The sequence below is a fragment of the Brumimicrobium salinarum genome (assembly GCF_002844555.1).
Taxonomy (GTDB): Bacteria; Bacteroidota; Bacteroidia; order Flavobacteriales_D; family Crocinitomicaceae; genus Brumimicrobium; species Brumimicrobium salinarum.
Window position 1 is genome coordinate 1 of record NZ_PJNI01000025.1, and the last position, 19,180, is coordinate 19,180.

At 33.3% G+C, this 19,180-nt stretch carries 10 protein-coding genes; 7 read left to right on the top strand and 3 right to left on the bottom strand.

Annotation, left to right across the window (positions count from 1 at the left end; all coding sequences use genetic code 11):
• Nucleotides 1-29 precede the first annotated feature (29 nt).
• The 3 genes from CW751_RS14575 to folP are packed head-to-tail and all read right to left on the bottom strand — an operon-like array spanning nt 30 to nt 3,475.
• On the bottom strand, nt 30-1,085 hold the full coding sequence (locus CW751_RS14575; RefSeq protein ID WP_101335763.1) for a response regulator: 1,056 nt from the start codon (nt 1,083-1,085) through the stop codon (nt 30-32).
• A 2-nt stretch (nt 1,086-1,087) separates the two neighbouring features.
• A complete protein-coding gene (locus CW751_RS14580; protein WP_101335764.1) occupies nt 1,088-2,611 on the bottom strand; it encodes a sensor histidine kinase in 1,524 nt (507 codons plus the stop codon).
• Nucleotides 2,612-3,475, bottom strand: a complete 864-nt coding sequence (gene folP / locus CW751_RS14585) for a dihydropteroate synthase (RefSeq protein ID WP_101335765.1) — start codon at nt 3,473-3,475, stop codon at nt 2,612-2,614.
• Between the two features lie 20 nt (nt 3,476-3,495).
• On the opposite strand from folP, the gene CW751_RS14590 reads away from it, so the two are divergent.
• From CW751_RS14590 to CW751_RS14620, 7 genes are read left to right on the top strand one after another with little or no spacing between them, the layout of a single operon-like run.
• Entirely contained in the window at nt 3,496-4,050 is a 555-nt protein-coding gene (locus CW751_RS14590; protein ID WP_101335766.1) for a DUF1599 domain-containing protein, read from the top strand.
• Nucleotides 4,043-5,926 carry a DoxX family protein gene (locus CW751_RS14595; RefSeq protein ID WP_101335767.1) on the top strand — a complete coding sequence of 628 codons (1,884 nt, stop codon included), beginning with the start codon at nt 4,043-4,045 and terminating at the stop codon, nt 5,924-5,926. The genes CW751_RS14590 and CW751_RS14595 overlap by 8 nt, the downstream gene beginning before the upstream one ends.
• A gap of 5 nt (nt 5,927-5,931) precedes the next feature.
• Nucleotides 5,932-6,684 carry a triose-phosphate isomerase gene (gene tpiA / locus CW751_RS14600; RefSeq protein WP_101335779.1) on the top strand — a complete coding sequence of 251 codons (753 nt, stop codon included), beginning with the start codon at nt 5,932-5,934 and terminating at the stop codon, nt 6,682-6,684.
• Between the two features lie 3 nt (nt 6,685-6,687).
• Nucleotides 6,688-7,527 (top strand): 50S ribosomal protein L11 methyltransferase, encoded by an 840-nt coding sequence (gene prmA / locus CW751_RS14605; RefSeq protein WP_101335768.1) that lies wholly within the window; start codon nt 6,688-6,690, stop codon nt 7,525-7,527.
• 12 nt (nt 7,528-7,539) lie between these two features.
• Nucleotides 7,540-12,156, top strand: coding sequence for a hypothetical protein (locus CW751_RS14610; RefSeq protein ID WP_101335769.1), 4,617 nt, complete (start codon nt 7,540-7,542; stop codon nt 12,154-12,156).
• A gap of 8 nt (nt 12,157-12,164) precedes the next feature.
• Complete coding sequence (plsY, locus tag CW751_RS14615; RefSeq protein ID WP_101335770.1) at nt 12,165-12,791, top strand: glycerol-3-phosphate 1-O-acyltransferase PlsY; 627 nt, start codon at nt 12,165-12,167, stop codon at nt 12,789-12,791.
• Between the two features lie 31 nt (nt 12,792-12,822).
• Nucleotides 12,823-19,170 carry a PD40 domain-containing protein gene (locus tag CW751_RS14620; protein ID WP_101335771.1) on the top strand — a complete coding sequence of 2,116 codons (6,348 nt, stop codon included), beginning with the start codon at nt 12,823-12,825 and terminating at the stop codon, nt 19,168-19,170.
• Nucleotides 19,171-19,180 lie beyond the last annotated feature (10 nt).

Here is a 19,180-nt window from a genome sequence, read left to right on the forward strand (position 1 = left end):
AAAAAAAACGGGACTATATATAAGGTATGTTAAAAGCGGTAATCTTTTAGAGCAGGGTAATCTAATATTGTAATCAGCGAGCCCTTTGTTTTTATATATCCATCTTTCTTAAATTCAGATAAAATACGAATTACAGATTCAGTTGCGGTTCCTACCATACTTGCTAATTCATCTCTTGTAACCGTCACTTCAACCCGCTCTGCTAATCCTTCCTTATACTTCACATATAATTTACTCAAGGCATTAGCCACTCTTTTACGAACGGTATTATAAGCGAGACTTACTAATTCATTTTCTTTTTCAACAATATCCCCAGCGAGGAGTTTGATAAAGTTAATTGACACATCTTTGTTAGATAACATCAATTGCTCAAAATCAGACTTAGCGATTAACGCTAATTTTGCCCCTTCAATAGCTACCGCATACTCTTTATATGCACCTTGAGACAACAAATCAATATAACCAAAAAACTCGCCTTCGCCATACAAACCTGTAACTAATTCTTTATCATCTTTGGTTACCTTGTAGTTTCTTACATGTCCCTCCTTAACATAATACAACCATTTTGGTGTATCACCTGCAAAGTAAATACCTTCTCTTTTACCAAATGATTTTATCTGGGCAGCATCTCTTAAATCATCAAGCCCTGTTAAATCACAAACAACATCCTGAAACCCTTTCCACTTATCATCTGTTTCGTTAACTGCCTGAAAGCGTTCTCGTTTTTTTAATCTTGACTCTATAGCCTCTAACAACTCCATCTCTTCGAACGGTTTTGTTATATAATCATCGGCTCCTAAGTTCATTCCTTTTCTAAAGTCTTGTCGCTCAGACTTAGCGGATAAAAATATAAACGGAATAGCTCGTGTATCTGGGATTTTACTTAAATAATAAAGCACTCCATAACCATCCAACTCAGGCATCATAATATCGCAAACGATTATATCTGGAAGTTCTCTTTTAACTAACTCAACACCCTCTTTACCATTTTTAGCAGATAAAACCTGGTAATCTGCGAGTTCCAACATCTCTTCAATATTCTCTCGCATTTCCAAGTTATCTTCTATTAAAACTATTTTATGCATATTTATCGCTCTATTTTATTTTTCTTAGGCAAAGTAATAAAAAATATCGTTCCCTCACCTTCTACTGATTTAAAGGAAATTTTTCCTTGTAATAAATCTAAATATCTCAAGACAATATTTAACCCTAATCCAGTACCTTCAATATTGGTCACATTTCCAGCCCTAAAAAACCTTGTAAATAAGTTTTTTTGATCTTTCTTCGGTATCCCCATACCAAAATCTTGAATTAAAATCTCAATTTTTTCACCTAAATCTTTTAAAGAGACAATTATCTCTTGATTGGGATCAGAATATTTAACTGCATTTGACAATATATTTAAAATGGTGTTTTTTAACATTTGTCTATCTGAGACAATTTCTAATTCCGAAGGACCTTGAAATCTAATTTGTTGCTGCTGTTTGGTAATGGTCACAATTTCATCAAATGATTCATGCAGAACAAGTGATACGTCAAAAACAGAAAAATTTACTGCCACTTTATCAGCCTCAAGCTTTTCGAAAGATAAAAAGTCATTTAATATTGCTGTTAAGTTCTGTACTGCATTTTTTATTCGGTTGGTATGTTTAGGCAACTTATCATAACTTTCTTTTTGATGATATTTATCAATTAGACTAGCAGAAGAGTTAATTGTTGATAATGGAGTTCTAAATTCATGCGAAGCCATAGATACAAACCTTGATTTCATTTCAGTTAGTTCTCTTTCCTTTCTTAGGTTTTTCTCTAATTTTTGAGCCACTTGCTTTTCGGCAGTAACATTCTTCTCTACTACAAGGATTTTATCAACACGTCCATCATTTTCAAGTGGTACAGCATTAATAGAATATATTCTATCACCAACTTCCACTTCAAAGCTTTTAGACTCCCCTTGAAAAACCTGGTCTAACTCATGCTTAACCTGTGCCCTAGCACTAACATCAATACGTCCTAAATAATCGAGACCGATCAAATCAGAAGTTTCTATTCCTAATTCAAACAATCCTTGACCCTCAGCAAATAAATATTTATATGATGCGTCAAATATACTAATTACTCCACTAGGGAAATTTCTCGCAATAGATTTATAAAGACGTTCACTTTCTCTCAACTCTTGCGTACGCTCTTTAACTTTTTGCTCTAAAGATTCTCTCAAACGTTGTAAAGCCACCTCATTTTCCCTTCGTTCCGTAACATCTGATACTAACGCGGCGGTATACTTTTCTCCAGTTTCTAAGACAAAAGGATTTAAACTCACTTGAACAGGAAACTCGCTTCCATCCTTCCGCGCACCTTCAAGTTTTAGAGCAGCTCCCATAGAACGTGTCGTTGGGTTTTCCTCATAAGTACGCCTTTGATTTTCATGAGCGCGATGTACACGTCTTGGGATCAATACTTCAATTTTTTCTCCGATCAATTCATCAACTGAATATCCAAACATTTCAGCACCTGGTTGATTCAATTCCACAATATCACCAGCTTGATTTACCAAAATCAACCCTTCATGAATGGCGTCAAACAGTATTTTATAAAGGTTATTTTGAAAATCCATTTAATTAGCAATTTTTAACATTTCAACAATCCTTTTCACTTCACAAGCTTCTTTGACATCATGAACTCTAAGAAAATCAGCTTTTTTTAAGGCTGCCACTGTATTTAAAACAGTTGTTCCATTAAGAGCTGACTCTGCGTCTTCATTTAACAACTTATAGATCATTGATTTTCTAGAAATACCAATCAACAAAGGGGACGCTAAAACATTCAACATTTCTAAGTGTTCAAAAAGCTGATAATTTTGGGATAACGTTTTAGCAAATCCAAATCCAGGATCAATAATCACATCTTTTACACCTAATTTTTCTAAGGCCTTTAATTTCACACTTAATTCATCGATAACTTGGAGGGTCACATCTTCATAACTGCATTTATCTTGCATATCCTTAGCATCCCCCCTTGAATGCATCAATACATAAGGAACCCCTAACTCTGCGACTGTTTGAAACATTGCGTCATCATACCGACCGCCATACACATCATTTACGATACTTGCACCATGAGTAACAGCCTCATAAGCTACTTCTGCACGAAATGTATCCACACTTATTACTAACTCAGGAAAGGAATCTGATATTGCTTTAATAATAGGAATCACTCTACGTAATTCTTGTTTCGTCGATAATAAATCAGCACCAGGTCGTGTCGAAACTCCACCTACATCAATAAGGTCAACTCCCGCATTAACCATTTGATTTACACACTGCATAGCTTCATCAAAACTACTATTTTGACTTTGTCGATAAAATGAGTCTGGCGTAACATTTAAAACTCCCATTATTTGTGGCGAATCTATATAATGTAATTTATCCTTTATTTTTAACCACTTATTTAAGTCATATTTACTATCTTTCCACACCATAAAAACTTTTTATCTCAAAAATGTCTGAAACAGTTCAACAATATACGAAAGTTATTTCCAAATGTCGTGAAATATTTGAAAAGAAAACAAAGGATTACGGCACAGCATGGAGAATATTAAGAGCAAGCTCTCTAACGGATCAAATATTCATCAAAGCACAACGCATTCGCACGATTCAAGAAACAGGAAGAAACAAAGTTGGCGAAGATATAGAAAGTGAATTCATAGGAATTATCAACTACTGCGTAATGGCAATAATTCAAATAAAAAACGGAAATGAACTCCCTATTGAAATGTCAGTTTCAGAAACAATCAACTTATATAAAAAATACACGAAAGAAGCTCAAGAATTAATGGAAACAAAAAACCATGATTATGGTGAAGCTTGGCGTGAAATGCGTATTAGTTCTCTAACCGACCTTATTTTAATGAAGCTTTTACGCGTAAAATCAATAGAAAATAATAAAGGAAAAACAATTATAAGCGAAGGAATTGATGCTAATTATTTTGATATGCTCAACTATGCTGTTTTCGCAATGATTCATTTAACAAGTAAAACTACAAAAGATGCATAAACTAAAGAAACACTCACTATCAGGAAAATCATTGATTTTAAATATTATTCTTATTCTTATAAACTTAACTGGGTTAACGTTCTTAGTTATGGGATATCATCCCTTTTTTGAAGAAAGTTCTGTTTTATTTAAGTTTTTAGGATATGGCTTGTTGGTATCCTCATTGGTCGTTTTATTTTTACTTGAAGGGTGGCTTCTATTTGCCTACGTTTCAAGGATACTTGTCGGAGGTCTATTTATTGTATCTGGTTTAATAAAAGCTAATGACCCCAAAGGTTTTGCCTACAAACTTGAGGAATATTTTGAAGATGGTGCTTTAGCCTACAGAATAAAAGAATGGTTTGGATGGGAGACTTTTACGCTTGAATTCTTTATCGAGCATGCATTAACATTAAGCATTCTAATTTGTGTATTTGAAATCGTACTTGGTGCAATGGTTCTACTTGGAACTAAAATGAAAAGTACTTCGTGGTTAATGATCATCATGATGTTGTTTTTCACTTTTTTGACTTGGCATACGAAAGAGTGTGACCCACACACCACATTTACTGATGTTGATACGTATGCGATTTCATCTGATGCTGCTCAAGCAAAAGTTCCACAGGCCGAAACCAACGAGCATATCTCTATATTAAAACAAACGGATGAGTATGTTACAATTCAAGAGGTAAAAAAACCACAATGTGTGGATGATTGCGGATGTTTTGGTGACGCCATGAAAGGCTCTATTGGCCGTTCTTTAACACCAGCTGAAAGCTATTGGAAGGATATTGTTTTGTTATACTTAGTTGTTATTATTTTTATATCAAGAAGAAAGATAACCACCAATAACACAAAAGAAAATTTAATTATTTTGTCTTTAGGTGTATTGTTTATTGCATTCTTCTCCTATATATTCACATGGAGTTTCCCTATTTTGTTTGGCATCGCCTCTCTTCTACTGGCATTGTGGTTAAAACGAACCGGAGGAAAAGCATTAGGAAACGATTGGGGCATGATTTTAATGTTAACCTTAACGAGTTCTATTTTTGTTACTTATGTGTTAATGTATCTACCGCTAAAAGACTATCGACCGTATCATGTAGGAAGTGATTTAGTTGAAAGAATGAATGATGGTAAGGAAGGAGAATACGAAAACATCATGATTTATACGCACCTCAAAACAGATCAAGATACCGTCTTATATAATCTTGACAGTAGCACAAAAGCGATTTGGGGAGATACAGAAAACTGGAAATTTAAGAAAAGAGATACCCGGACAATAATCCCTGCTATTCTACCTTCTATTCAGCAGTTTGATCCTACCATTAGCGTTGAAGGTCTTACAATTGTTGAGAAAAACTACAAACCTATCGCTGATATTCTTGAAGAAAATCAAAAAGAATATATTGACCTTATTGATAAAAACACAGGTGATCGCTACCCAATGCTTGTTGAAGATTTTTATCTACCAGACATAGATACTTCTATATACCAAATCGGAGATACTTTGCTTAGGTTAGATGAATATATGGATGACATTAGTTTGAAAGATTATATCTTGGCGCAAGAACAAATAATTCTCATCTTCAGTAGAGACTTGAAAAAAGGTAATTTTAGTAGAATATCTCGACTTAAAGAAATTGCTAAAGAAGCGCCTCAACGCAATATTGATGTTTTATTAATCTCCACAGCTTCAAAAGATGGTGTTATTTCATTTAGAGAAAAAACAGGGTTAGAAATTCCTACTTTGCAGAATGATGAAATTGAAATAAAAGCAATTACAAGATCTAATCCTACTTTAATGGTTTTAGAAAAAGGTGTAGTTAAAGGTAAATATCCTTTCCGATCTACGCCTTCTTGGAAATGGCTTACAGAAAATATATTAAACGAATAATGAAAATGAGGAAGAAAATAGTCGCTGGAAACTGGAAAATGAATCTTACTTCCGAAGAAGCTTTAAAATTAAATACCGCAATAGACACATTTGTTGCTAAAAATGAACCAAAATGTGAGGTCATTCATTTTAGCCCATATATTTATCTCAATGAAGGTATTAATTCTGTAGAATCTATTGCCATAGGTGCCCAAAATGGATATCCAGAAAAAAATGGTGCTTTCACAGGTGAAATTAGTATGTACCAACTTAAAGAAATCGGTGTAAGAAATATTCTAATTGGACATTCTGAACGCAGACAAATTTTCAAAGAAACTGATGCGTTTTTAAAATCTAAAGTGGACGCCGCAACAAACCTCGATTTAACTATTTTCTTTTGTTGTGGGGAAACCATTTCACAAAGAGAAAATGGAAAACACGTAGCAACAGTTATTACACAATTAGAAAATAGTATATTTCATTTGTCCGAAGAGCAATTTAAAAATGTAGTAATTGCTTATGAACCAATTTGGGCCATAGGAACAGGGAAAACTGCCTCACCTGCTCAGGCTAATGAAATGCATCAAGCAATTCGCGCTGCAATTCAAAAAAATTACAACGCAGAAATAGCCAAAAAGACGTCCATAATTTATGGAGGTAGTTGCAAACCGACAAACGCAAGTGAATTATTTCACCAATCTGATATAGACGGTGGTTTAATTGGTGGGGCTTCCCTTAAAAGTGAAGACTTCATGTCGATCATTTCAACTTATAAGTAGAATATGGATTATTTAGAATTAGAACTAAACATATCGCCTTCATTTCCTTGGACAGAAATTATTGTTCAAGAATTAGCCAACATTGGATTTGAAAGTTTTACAGAGAATGACAACAAACTTCAAGCATTCATTGCCAAAGCAAATTTTGACAAAGATAAAACTGAATCTTTATTGCACACTTTTAAAGAAAAAGAAGTTCGCATCAATCATCAATTAAAAACGATACCAACCCAAAATTGGAATGCTACTTGGGAAGCTGATTACCCTCCCGTTTATGTTGATCAAACAGTTCTAATTCGAGCACCTTTTCATTCGAAAGATGATGGTTTTACATATAACATAGAGATACAACCTCAAATGTCTTTTGGTACTGGACATCACCAAACAACCTACCTTTTATGTAAAGCACTCTTAGCAATTGACTTCAACAAAAAAACTGTCTTAGATGTTGGAACAGGAACAGGAGTTTTAGGTATTCTAACAAGTATTTTAGGAGCAAAAACAGTATTCGGAACGGATATTGAGCAAGGAGCTGTAGAAAATGCAATTGAAAACACATCAAGGAATAATATTCAAAACTTTACGATAAAAAAAGGAGATATAGACATTGTACCCAATAAGGATTATGACGTTATCATTGCAAATATCAATAAAAATGTATTGATTGACCACATGGAAAGTTATGGACAATTAATTAAATTAAACGGTAAACTATTATTGAGTGGCTTTTTTGAAACAGATGTACCGGAATTATTAAACGTTGCCAAAAATTATGGCTTTAATCTTGAAAAAACCTTTGAAAAAGAGAAGTGGGCGGTTATTCAGCTCATAAAATCACATTAATTTTGATAAATTATGAAAATATTAAACTTACTTACTTTACTTATTCTTTTAACCCCTTCTAGTCCTAGTTTTTTGTGGGCTCAAGGAAATGCAGATATAGCATCAAGAGAAAAGTTTATTAAAAATTATGCAAAACAGATAGACTCGCGAAGAGACAACAATGTTCAAACTTTCATCGAGCAGGAATTAGCGCCGTTCATTTTAGATCCTAGTCAATTTCCAGAACGTCATTTTCAACAAATGACTGCTACAATTGATTTATTAATCGAAAAACGACATGCTGCATATCCACATACATATCAGTATGTACAATCCGTTTACTCCATGCTCAAAAAAGGTAAGAAGAATGAAGAATTCAATACCTGGCATGAAATTGTAGATCAGTTAGCCGACAATAGAAACCCACGTAGAATTAGAGATTTTCTAGAAACTTCAAGTAATTTTTTATATGATCAAATAATTGCTAATGATCCAAATTACAAATGGTTCTGTATAGGTGGGGATTTTGAATTTATAAACAACAAAACACCATTTATAAAATTAAAAAACACTACCCTTATTTGCAAAACGGTAAATCGAGGAAGTAATAAAAGAGAACATCCTTTTTCAGATTCTATTAAAATTTCAAAAACAAGTGGTACTGCCAACTTGACTAGAAATAAATGGGAAGGAAATGGAGGAACGTATACTTGGGAAAAAGTTGGTCTCAATAAAGATGAAACAAATGCTGAATTAAATAATTATGAAATTTCTTTTAGATCAACAAACCTATCAGCAGACAGTGTGATATTAACCACACCTTATGTAAATCAAAAAATCACAGGAAAATTAGTAGATAGAGCCATGAAAGGTTCCATCGGGAAAGCCAATGATATACCTTACCCTCAATTTATGTCTTATCAAGCCAACTTTGAAATCAAGGATCTTATAAAAGGTGTTGATTATAATGGTGGATTTTCTTTGCAGGCAGATGAGTTCGTAGGAATTGGTAATCAAAATAAAAGAGCTCAACTAACGTACTATCGAAAAGAGAAAATTTTTGCTACAACCTTTTCAGACATTGTAAGGGTTAATGAAAAAACCGTTAGTACACCAATGGCCAAATCCACATTATATATTGGTCTAAATGATTCCATTACACATACGGGATTAAACGTTATCTATGAAAGATCTAATGAAACCTTGCGTTTTATACGAGGTAACTCACCAATGACACAAGCTCCTTTTATCAATTCATTTCATCAATTACACATGTATGTCGATGAATTATCTTGGGACAATTCTACCAATGCTTTGATTTTAGGGTATAACTTAAACACTTCGGAACAACAAAGAATTGCTCGTTTTGAATCATTTGATTATTATGATGCACGTTTGTTTCAGCAATTACAAGGTATGGAATCTGTAAACCCAATAGTCGCACTCTATAATTATGCTTACAAATATGATAAGTTTGAAATGACAGAGGGAACTGCAGCAACGGCTTTAAATCGAACCATTCAGCAAGCAAAACCTAAATTATTGGAGCTTTCTACTCTTGGTTTTATAAGCTATGATACGGACAGAGGAGTTGTAGTGGTGAATCAAAAAACGGAACATTTTGTTAAATCAAAATCAGGTAAAAGTGATTACGATAATATCTCTTTCAAAGCTAATTTAGCGCCAATTCGTATAGACAACACCAATGGAAAAGACAATAGAGAGCTCCAAGCTAAAATCAACAAAAGAAACCAAGAACGTTCTAAAATTAGACAATATGGAACAATCGACTTGAGTTCTTTAGAATTAGATGTGGTTGCTGTAGACTTAATTACCATTGCAGAAAACAAAAACACAACCATATTCCCTAAAGACAACAAAGTTAAAGTTAAGAAAAATAGAAACATCGTTTTTTCTGGATGGATTAATAGCGGGAAATGGGAAGTTAAAGTTCAAAAAGGAAATTATAGTTATGAAGATAATAAATTTAATATTTTTGAATCTGACATTGCACTCTTTAAAGCGAAACCACAACGAAAAGAAGACGGTGAAAGACTCATCCCAACACAATCGTTTATTACCGGTTTAAAAGGAGAGTTAATTGTTGATGATGTTAAAAATCGTTCAGGTATAAAAAAAGGATTTGATCAATATCCAATATTAAACTCAAAGGAAAAAACCAAGGTGTTTTACAGTCAAAAACAATTGCATTTAGGTGCCTATGATGAAGAGCGTTTTTATTTTGAAATTGATCCTTTTACAATTGATAGTCTGCTAACCTTCGATGATGAATTTTTGCGTTTTAAAGGAACCCTAACTTCAGCAGGAATATTCCCTAAAATTGATGAGGAGTTAAAGTTAATGCCCGATTATTCCTTAGGGTTTTCTCAAAAAGCACCAGCCGAAGGATATCCATTTTATGGTACAGATGCACGATATGAAAATAAAATTTTACTCTCTAATAATGGATTACAAGGTGGCGGAACGATTAACTTCCTAAACTCCTCTTCCACTTCAAAACGTTTGTTTAGTTTTCTACCTGACTCTACTATAGGCGTAGCGTCCTTTGTGAATAAACCACAAGTAGAAGGTGTAGAATTTCCTGATGTAGAGGGACCTGATGTATTTATATCATTCTTACCTAGAAAACAAACCCTAAAGGCAAGTTCCAACAACGAACTCATCTCGTTTTTTGATGGAGAAGCAAATTTGAGAGGTACAACAGTCCTAAGAGGTAAAGGAATGAAAGGAAACGGAATTTTAGAATTAAAAGATGCCAAAATGGGATCAGACAATTTTAGATTTTCACGTTGGAAAGCTTTAGCAGATACAGCCTCATTCCAATTGACGAATAAATATAAAAAAGAAGGAGATTTAACGGAAGATCCTTTGGCTTTCAAAACTGATAATGTTAACGGAGACTTGAACTTTGAGGAAAGAAAAGGTGTTTTCAAATCAAATGAAGGAGAATCTGTTGTGGAGTTTCCTGTAAACCAATACATCTGTAAAATCGATCAGTTTACTTGGTTGATGGATAATGATGAGTTAACGTTAGAAAAGAAAGAGGAAGACAACCTCGCTATCGAAGGTGCTATGGATTTAGTTGGGCCTAACTTTTACAGCACACATCCAAAACAAGACTCCTTACAATTTAGATCTCCTAAAGCTAAGTTCAATCTAAAAGAACGTACTATTTACGCTTATGAAACAGAGTTTTTAGAAATTGCAGATGCAAGAATATATCCTGATAGCTCAAAAGTGGTTATTCGAAAAAATGCAAAAATGGAAGAGTTTAAGGATGCAAAAATCATTGCAAATTACATTACTAAATTCCATACCATAGTGAATGTGAGTGCAAAAGTAACTGCTAGAAGAGCCTATACTGCTACAGGAGACTATGAATACGGTCTTGAAGGTGAAGAAAAAGAACTTATTGCATTAACTGAAATTAAATTAGATTCTTCATATCAAACAGTGGCGAAAGGTGAAATCGCACAAGATCAATCTTTTAAATTAAGTGAACGTTTCAATTTTTACGGAAAAACCTTCTTAAAAGCAGCTGAAGAGCGACTGACTTTTGAAGGAGCTACACAAATTAATCACAATTGTGACAAGTTTGAACGAAATTGGATGGCATTTAAGACAGATATCGATCCAGGAAATATTCAAATTCCAGTAAGTAAGAATATGAAAGACTTAGATGGAAACAAAATTACCGTAGGAATTAGATGGAGAAATGCAAGTAATACTGATAGCGTTAGTTTATACCCTACATTTTTAAGTTCAGTAGACAATGATGACGATCCTGAGGTGATTTCGGCAAGTGGATATTTACAGTTCAATGAAAGTGCTAAAGAATTTCAAATTTCTAATAAAGAAAAACTGATTAATAGAAGCGCTACTGGAAATTATATTTCATTACACACGGAATCTTGCTCGATGAATGGAGATGGAAAAATTAGTCTCGGTATGGATTACGGTCCATTAGAAACTGAAGCGGTAGGAGTTATTAACTACAACCAAGAAAATGAACAAACCGATCTTAATTTAACACTGGCAATACGTGCACCAATGAATGAAAAAGAATTGGAGACTGTTGCTGGAAAAATACGAGCTGTTGAAGGATTATCTGATGCTGATTTTAACTCAACTACATTAGAACAAGCTTTAGTTGAATGGACGGGACTTAAATCTGCAGACAAAATCAAATCTGATTATACGTTAAAGAAAGAGTTTAAATCTGTTCCTAAAGCAATGAGAGATGCAATTGTTATCTCAGGTTTAAGATTATCATCTTATACAAAATCTGGGAATCAACAACGAGGGTTGAAATCGTCTACAGACAACGCAATCATCGTTAATATCTATAATGAACCTATTATGAAATATGTTCCTACCAAGTTTTTCGCAGAACAACGTGCTAACTTCGGTGACCGTTTAGGTGTTATGTTTGATGTACCTGGAGCATATTTATATTATTTTGACTATGATTATAGAAAAGATGGAATAATGAACATCTTTTCAAGTGATGCTGAATTTATGAAAGAAGTTAGTGATCTAAAATCAGACAAGAAAAAGACGAAAAAATTCAGTTATGATGTAACGAAAAACTCTGCTTACTCAAGTCAGTTTTTACGTGTATTTAAATAAAAAAGAAAATGAATTTTTTAATTTTTGGAGCCATTGCCTACTTGTTGGGTTCTATACCAACGGCGGTGTGGATCGGACGACTAAAGTATGACATTGATGTTAGAAAACACGGTAGTAAAAACGCTGGGGCTACTAATACCTTTAGGGTTTTAGGAAAAAAGGCTGGTGTTTTCGTTTTGACCATAGATATTTTAAAAGGTGTTTTAGCTGTACTCATTCCCTTTTTAACCTTGTCTTACACATGGAATAATGACCACCTGATTCACTTGAAAATAGTGTCAGGAATTTTTGTGGTTATTGGGCACATTTTCCCTGTTTTTGTAGGATTCAGAGGTGGGAAAGGGGTTGCAACATCTTTAGGTGTTGTTTTAGGCGTTCATCCACAAGCTGCCGCAATTTGTATTGTACTTTTCTTGATTGTTTTCATCAGTTCAAACTATGTATCCTTAGGTGCAATAGTTGCCTCCATCTCTTTTCCGTTACTCATCGAGTTCCTCTTTAAAAACGACAATTTATCGTTGCTTATTTTTAGTATCACTTTATCTTCAGCAGTGATAGCCTTGCATCACAGGAATATCAAACGTTTAATTGAAGGAAATGAAAATAAGATGAACCTTTTTAAAAAAAACACGTAGAACCATGATAATAAATAACTTAAATTTATAAATGCACCTTAAGTTCCATATCATATTTTGTTTACTTCTGTTTAATACAATTCATACTTTTGCACAGGAAACGAAAGAGGATATTGAAAAAAAGGCAATAAAACACTTCCAGAATGAAGAATTCTTAGCGGCCACCCCACTCTATTTGCGCCTGCTTTCTCTGGAACCGCGTAATCCAAATTACAACTACAGATACGGTACTTGTCTTCTATTTAATTCAGACGAAAAGCAAAAAGCCTTTAAATATTTGAATTTTGCTACACAAAAACAAAATTCCGTTGATGATGAAGCATATTACTATTTAGGAAAAGCTTATCACCTTACCTACCAGTTTCATAAAGCCATAGAGAATTATGAATACTACAAAACCATTGCAGGAAATCGAGCATTAGCCAAATTAAATGTTGATCGTCAAATTCAGATGTGCAAAAATGGACAATCTTTAATGGCGAATATTTCCGAAACCATCGTATTAAATAAAACAAAAATAGATAAAGAAAGTTTTTTTAGGATTTATAACTTATCCGATATCGGTGGTGAGTTGATTGTAACCTCTGAATTTCAAAATAAACAAGATAAAAAACTCAATCATACCCCGCTCATCCACTTTCCGGCAAATTCTAATCGCATATATTATTCTAGTTATGGTAAAAATAACGCAACAAAAGACATTTATGTTAGAACGCGTTTACCCGATGGAAGCTGGTCTTTGGAACAGCCTATTTTTGGTGACGTAAACACAAAATACAATGAAGATTTTCCATACATGCATCCTTCAGGAAAGTATCTCTATTTTTCTTCTGAAGGACATAACAGCATGGGAGGTTATGATATTTTTAGAGCACCGTATGACGCTGAAACAAATAGTTTTGGAACGCCAGAAAACATGGATATCTCAATATCTTCTCCAGATAATGACATCCTATATATTGTTGACTCTCTGGATCGTTTTGCTTATTTTGCCTCGCAAAGAGAAAGTGAAGCCGATAAAGTCCATGTATATCATGTGCGTGTAGAACGGTTTCCTGTTCAAATGGTTATCCTCAAAGGACAATTTAATTCTACCATAGATCCAACCCAGAAAAAAATAACAATTTCAGTAGAGAATATGGCTGGAAAAAACATGGGTACTTTTAAAACAGATGCAACAGGAGGATATCTTATCAATTTACCAAAAGGCGGGAAGTATAAATTTAGCGTAAAAGTAGGTGATAAAACTACACAACATCGACAAGAAATAGAAATTCCATACCTCAAGGAGTTCAGGCCTTTAAAGCAAGCCATTTCTGAAACAAAAAAAGAAGATCAAGAAATTGTTCTATTTAAAAATTTATTTGATGAGAGATTTAAAAATGAAGGTGCCATAATTGCTGAGGCAATTAAAGCAAAATCCATGATGGAAGTGAATAAAGATCAATTTGATTTAGATTCATTAGATGATGTAAAAGAAAATCGTGCAAAATTCGATGAACTTGGATTATCGGTCTATACAAATTTAGAAATCCACGATCTAATTAAAAGCAAAAATGAGGATTTAAAAGCTCGAATAAAAAATACCGAGGTTCTAATAAATAAATCAAAACAAATCTTGAATCAAGGAGCAAATGAAGTTATTCAGTATCAAAACCAAGCTGATTCACTATTAAAACTAGCTAAAAACAGCACCTCAGATCGACAAATAAAAAGATATACACAAGCTTCAAAAGCTGCCTTAAATAAAGCTGAGGAAAAACAAAAAGAAATAGAATATGCTAAAACAATTCTTTCTTTTTTAGAAGATGATTTGAGAAAACATAAAGCCTTATACGATGCTTCAAAACACATCGTAGCTGAATTGAATGATATACAGGTGAGTGATACTGAAGCACTAAAAACTTTACTTTTAAAAAATGAGGCTTTTATATCAGAAAAGCTTCAAAGTAAAACACGTTTAAATGCTGAATTTGAATTTTTAGAACAAATTGAAGATCAATTAAAAATTCAGAATGAATTAATTGCGCAGCAAAAAGAGACTAGAAATAACATAGATAAATGGGAAGCAAAATTGAACCAATTATTGAAAGAGCAAGAAAACGCACCCAAGCGAAAAAAAGATGATTATAACCTAGAAATTAGTAAAACAAAAAACTTAATCTCTGATTTAAACAATGAACTTGATTATGTAGAAGAACAGTTAAATGAAATTGACGATATAACAGAACAAAAAAAGATACTCCATGCGATTCTTCAAGAGTCATTTGATGAAAATCTGAACCCTGATGAGTTTAATAACTACGAATCCAACCAAAACACCGATCAACAAAACCAACTAGCTGCTTCAATTACAGACATAGCTGAGAGAAACAATGTTGATTTATCACCAGAAGCAATAGCTAATCGCCAAGAGGCTGAACAGATGCATTCAGAAAACGATGATGCCCAGAAAAAGCAAAACACTAACACTGTTTTCAACTCAGAATCGAAAAACAAAACATTAACAGCAATCGATTCCACATATTTTGAAGATATAGAAAGAATAGAAAATAAAATTCAATCCAATGAAGCTTCAATCGAAGCATTAATCAAAAGAAAGACAAATACATTACAATTAATTGAAGCAGCTAAGAGGGAAAAAGAGAATGAGCTAAAAAATAATGTTGATAATGAGGAATTGAGTCATGAAATTAAAAACCTAAATCAACTTGAACAAGAAATAAACAAGGAAATAAATCAACTCAAAAACGAATTAGGAAAGAATCAAAGTAATGAAATTGCAAATACTGAAGTTGAGATTTCTGCAGAAGACAAGCATCAAAGCACAAATAATAAAACACAAGAAAAGGATGAACAAAATTCAGCAACTTTTTCTTCTAATGAGGAAGACGTTACACAACTTAACAATAGCGTAATAGAAGAACAAAAAAGTAGCAATTCAGAACCTCAGATTTCATCTACGGCTAAAAACGAAACGCTTTTAATTGCTGAAATTGATCCTGAGTATGAACAAGATATTATCGCTCTTGAAAAAGAAGTTCAAGCTGGAACAAAAACAAACAACGACATCATTGAAAGAAAAAGAAAGTTTGTAGTTGTAATTGGCGACATGGAATCAGCAATTGAATCAAAATCCAATCAAGATCCTTCTGAAGAACAAGAGGAAAAGTTAACTGCATTAAGTAAACTCAAAGTTAAAACTGAAAATGAAATTCATGATTTAGAACAACTTGATCGTCCAATCGACATTATTTCCAATGCTGAAAATGACGATAATTCTGAAGAACTAAATAAACAAACAGAATTAGAGCCTCAAAGAAAGAATGAAATTTTAGAGGCTGCTAATCCCCAATTTAATGAAAGAGTTGAAAGTTTATTAAATGACTTTTACACTGGAGAAGCTGTCTACGATGAATTGATTTTTGCTTATGAAGTGCATAAAGATAAACTCGAACAAGCGCTGAACAACGACATAAAGCTTGAGGAAGCAGAAGAGAAAGTATTGCAAGAGGAATTGCAAAAAACAAATCAATTTCTAAGCAATTTAAAACATGAAAAAACGCAAGATCAAGAGCGATTCATAAAGATCTACAAAGAACTTAAAGCTGAGACCAATCTAAATGAACAACAACTTAAATCAGCAGATAAAACACCTCAAACTACTGATGAAGCAGAACAAAAGTTAGCAACTATTAATGTTTTATTAGAAGCAACGCATCAACACCTAAACACCACCAACGATGATTTTGAAATTCGTCATCTTAATACAATTAAAAAAGACTTAACGCAAAAACGAAAAGCTGCTCAATTTGAATTTGGGGAATTAACTCAGCATAGCATTCCAAAAACAGCAGATCGTCAAGCTCTGCAGGACGAGTTAGAAATTGAAATAACAGAAAGTCAATTTCAGATATTTAAAGCTTTATATGAAGAAAGATATGAATTACATTTAGCTGAAGAAGAAAATCCTGAATTAGCAACCAACAAACGCCATCAAAAGAAAGTAAACAAAAATGAAGATGAAATTGCCAACGAAAAACAAAAAATTCTAAATAGACAAGTCAATGCATTCAATGATTACTTAACTTCAAATGTTGTCGATGAAACACCTACAAAAGACGCCTCAACTTCCGCTTTGTTAGCGCAACAAGAAATTATAAAAGCAAACAACCTAATTGAAGAGGCGAATTCAGAGGAAGATCCTCAGAAAAAAAAGCAAATTCTTCAAGAAGCTAAAGCAATCCAAGACAATGCTGCAAAACAATTAGAGAATGAAAAACATGAACAAGCAGTTAAAACAGTGGTTTCAGGAATAATTGATGAAGAAGAGTACACACACTTGAATTTGCAAAATGCATTAAAAACAGAAAAAGAGCTACAAAAGGAAAAAACACAAATTGGCATCAAAAGATTAAAAATCAAGGATGAAATTAACAATATCAACGCTAATTTTAATTCTGCCAATAAGAAAGAAAAGAAAGTCTTCGAAGAACGAATTAAAAATTTAAAAACAATAGATACTCTTTTATCCGAAAAAGAGGACGATATTCAAAATAAACTGAATGAAATCAAAACACAAAAAAAGAAAGATGCAAATAAAGGTGTGCCTGCTGAAGCCATAAAAGAAGAATTGACCTATTTAGAAGAAGTAGAAATAGCACAATCGGAGGCGTATAAAGCTCTGCTAAATAACAACAATAAATTAAATCAATTACAATTTGAATTGTTAGCTAAAGAAAAACAACTAGATGGTGAACGAGAAGAGTTACAACAAATCACCGCTAATGTAAAAGTCAATAAAAAGAACGATGAATCTCAAAAAATTGAAATTGAAAAACAATTATCGAGAATTGATAAAACGCTAGGAGAAATTAAGGTAATCAGACAAGAAATTCGAAGTCAGCAAGAAATTCTAAAACAAAAGCTTGATGAGGAACGAGAACAGAAAGAAAAAATTGAAAACATGATTGCCCGAGATGTTGCGCCAATAAAAGAAGCTCCAACCCTTCCAACTATTCCTACAGGCCTTCAAATCTCAAATACTTCTCAAAACAATTACTCCGATGAAAATCCAATTCCGTTAGATATTGAAGCACCCAAAGGACTTGTTTTTAGGGTTCAGATTGGAGCTTTTAGCAAACCTGTTCCTAATAACACTTTTACAGAATTTTCTCCAATTACAGGTGATGTAGTTCGTCCAGGTCTAATTCGCTATGTCGCTGGTTTTTTCAACAGTCGGAATTCAGCAACTACTGCTAGAAACAAAATAAGAGAAATGGGCTACAGTGATGCATTTGTTGTTGCATATTGCGACGGAGACAGAATACCGGTTTATCGTGCATTAGAACTCATGAGAAACGGGGCTTGTGTACCTACTTTAACCGAGACAGACGAAGTAATTGTCAGTACAGAAGAAATCACCCCAACAAATGCTACTTCTTTTGAAAAAGTTGTTGATGAATTTGCTTATAACAAAGCACCTGGAGCAGCAGAAGCAGATGTTGCCGAATCAAAGCTAGGACTTTATTTTACCGTTCAAGTTGGTGTTTACAACACCCCCGTAAGCCAGGCGCAATTATCTAATATTTCTCCCCTAATCACAAAGCGATTACCCAACGGACAAATCCGCTACTCATCGGGTATGTTCAACTCTTTTATTGCCGCAAAACCTAAACAAAATGAAGCGATTGAACGCGGAATAACTGACGCTTTCATCACCGCATATTTCCAAGGTGAACGTATCTCAACTCGAAAAGCGCAACAATTAATTGCGGAAAAAGGAAGTGCAATATTAGAATTAGAAAATCCAACAAAGGTAAAAGGAAGTAAAATTGAGCATCAAAATGTTAAACCTCAGAAAAAAAATACGCAAGAGACTTCTACTCCATTCATAGAGAATAAAGCCACGCAGTTCATTTATATTTCAAAAGTAACTTATGAGAATTATCCTACACAAGTAATCAATCGTTACAACGAAGATCAAGGTTTATTTTACTACGATTCAATTTCAAAAAACATCAAAAGCTTTGTTTTTGAAGAGACTCCTTCTACTTTCAATTTCATTGAAGATTTTAACAAAGTAGAACTGTTTAATTATTACAATCCAATTATTGATAAAAATGCAACAACAAGAAAAGATGCTTTAGCATTTCCACAAATCAATAGAATTTCATTGAATGTAATTATCAATGCCAACCACTTAAATTCAAGTCTAATAGAAACTATTCTAAATGCTCCACTTTACAAAGAAATGAAAACTCAAAACGATCAATTAACAATTAAGTTTTATATTGCCGACACAGAGGAAAACAACAAGTTATTAAATAATTTACAAGTAAAACTGGCTAAATTAGGCGCAACATACATTTCGAAATAACCTCCGTGAA

Bases quoted from the DNA above. Each gene is read 5' to 3' on its own strand.
- tpiA (WP_101335779.1), top strand. From the start codon at position 5,932: ATGAGGAAGAAAATAGTCGCTGGAAACTGGAAAATGAATCTTACTTCC.
- CW751_RS14595 (WP_101335767.1), top strand. From the start codon at position 4,043: ATGCATAAACTAAAGAAACACTCACTATCAGGAAAATCATTGATTTTA.
- plsY (WP_101335770.1), top strand. From the start codon at position 12,165: ATGAATTTTTTAATTTTTGGAGCCATTGCCTACTTGTTGGGTTCTATA.
- CW751_RS14620 (WP_101335771.1), top strand. From the start codon at position 12,823: ATGCACCTTAAGTTCCATATCATATTTTGTTTACTTCTGTTTAATACA.
- CW751_RS14575 (WP_101335763.1), bottom strand. From the start codon at position 1,085: ATGCATAAAATAGTTTTAATAGAAGATAACTTGGAAATGCGAGAGAAT.
- CW751_RS14580 (WP_101335764.1), bottom strand. From the start codon at position 2,611: ATGGATTTTCAAAATAACCTTTATAAAATACTGTTTGACGCCATTCAT.
- prmA (WP_101335768.1), top strand. From the start codon at position 6,688: ATGGATTATTTAGAATTAGAACTAAACATATCGCCTTCATTTCCTTGG.
- folP (WP_101335765.1), bottom strand. From the start codon at position 3,475: ATGGTGTGGAAAGATAGTAAATATGACTTAAATAAGTGGTTAAAAATA.
- CW751_RS14590 (WP_101335766.1), top strand. From the start codon at position 3,496: ATGTCTGAAACAGTTCAACAATATACGAAAGTTATTTCCAAATGTCGT.
- CW751_RS14610 (WP_101335769.1), top strand. From the start codon at position 7,540: ATGAAAATATTAAACTTACTTACTTTACTTATTCTTTTAACCCCTTCT.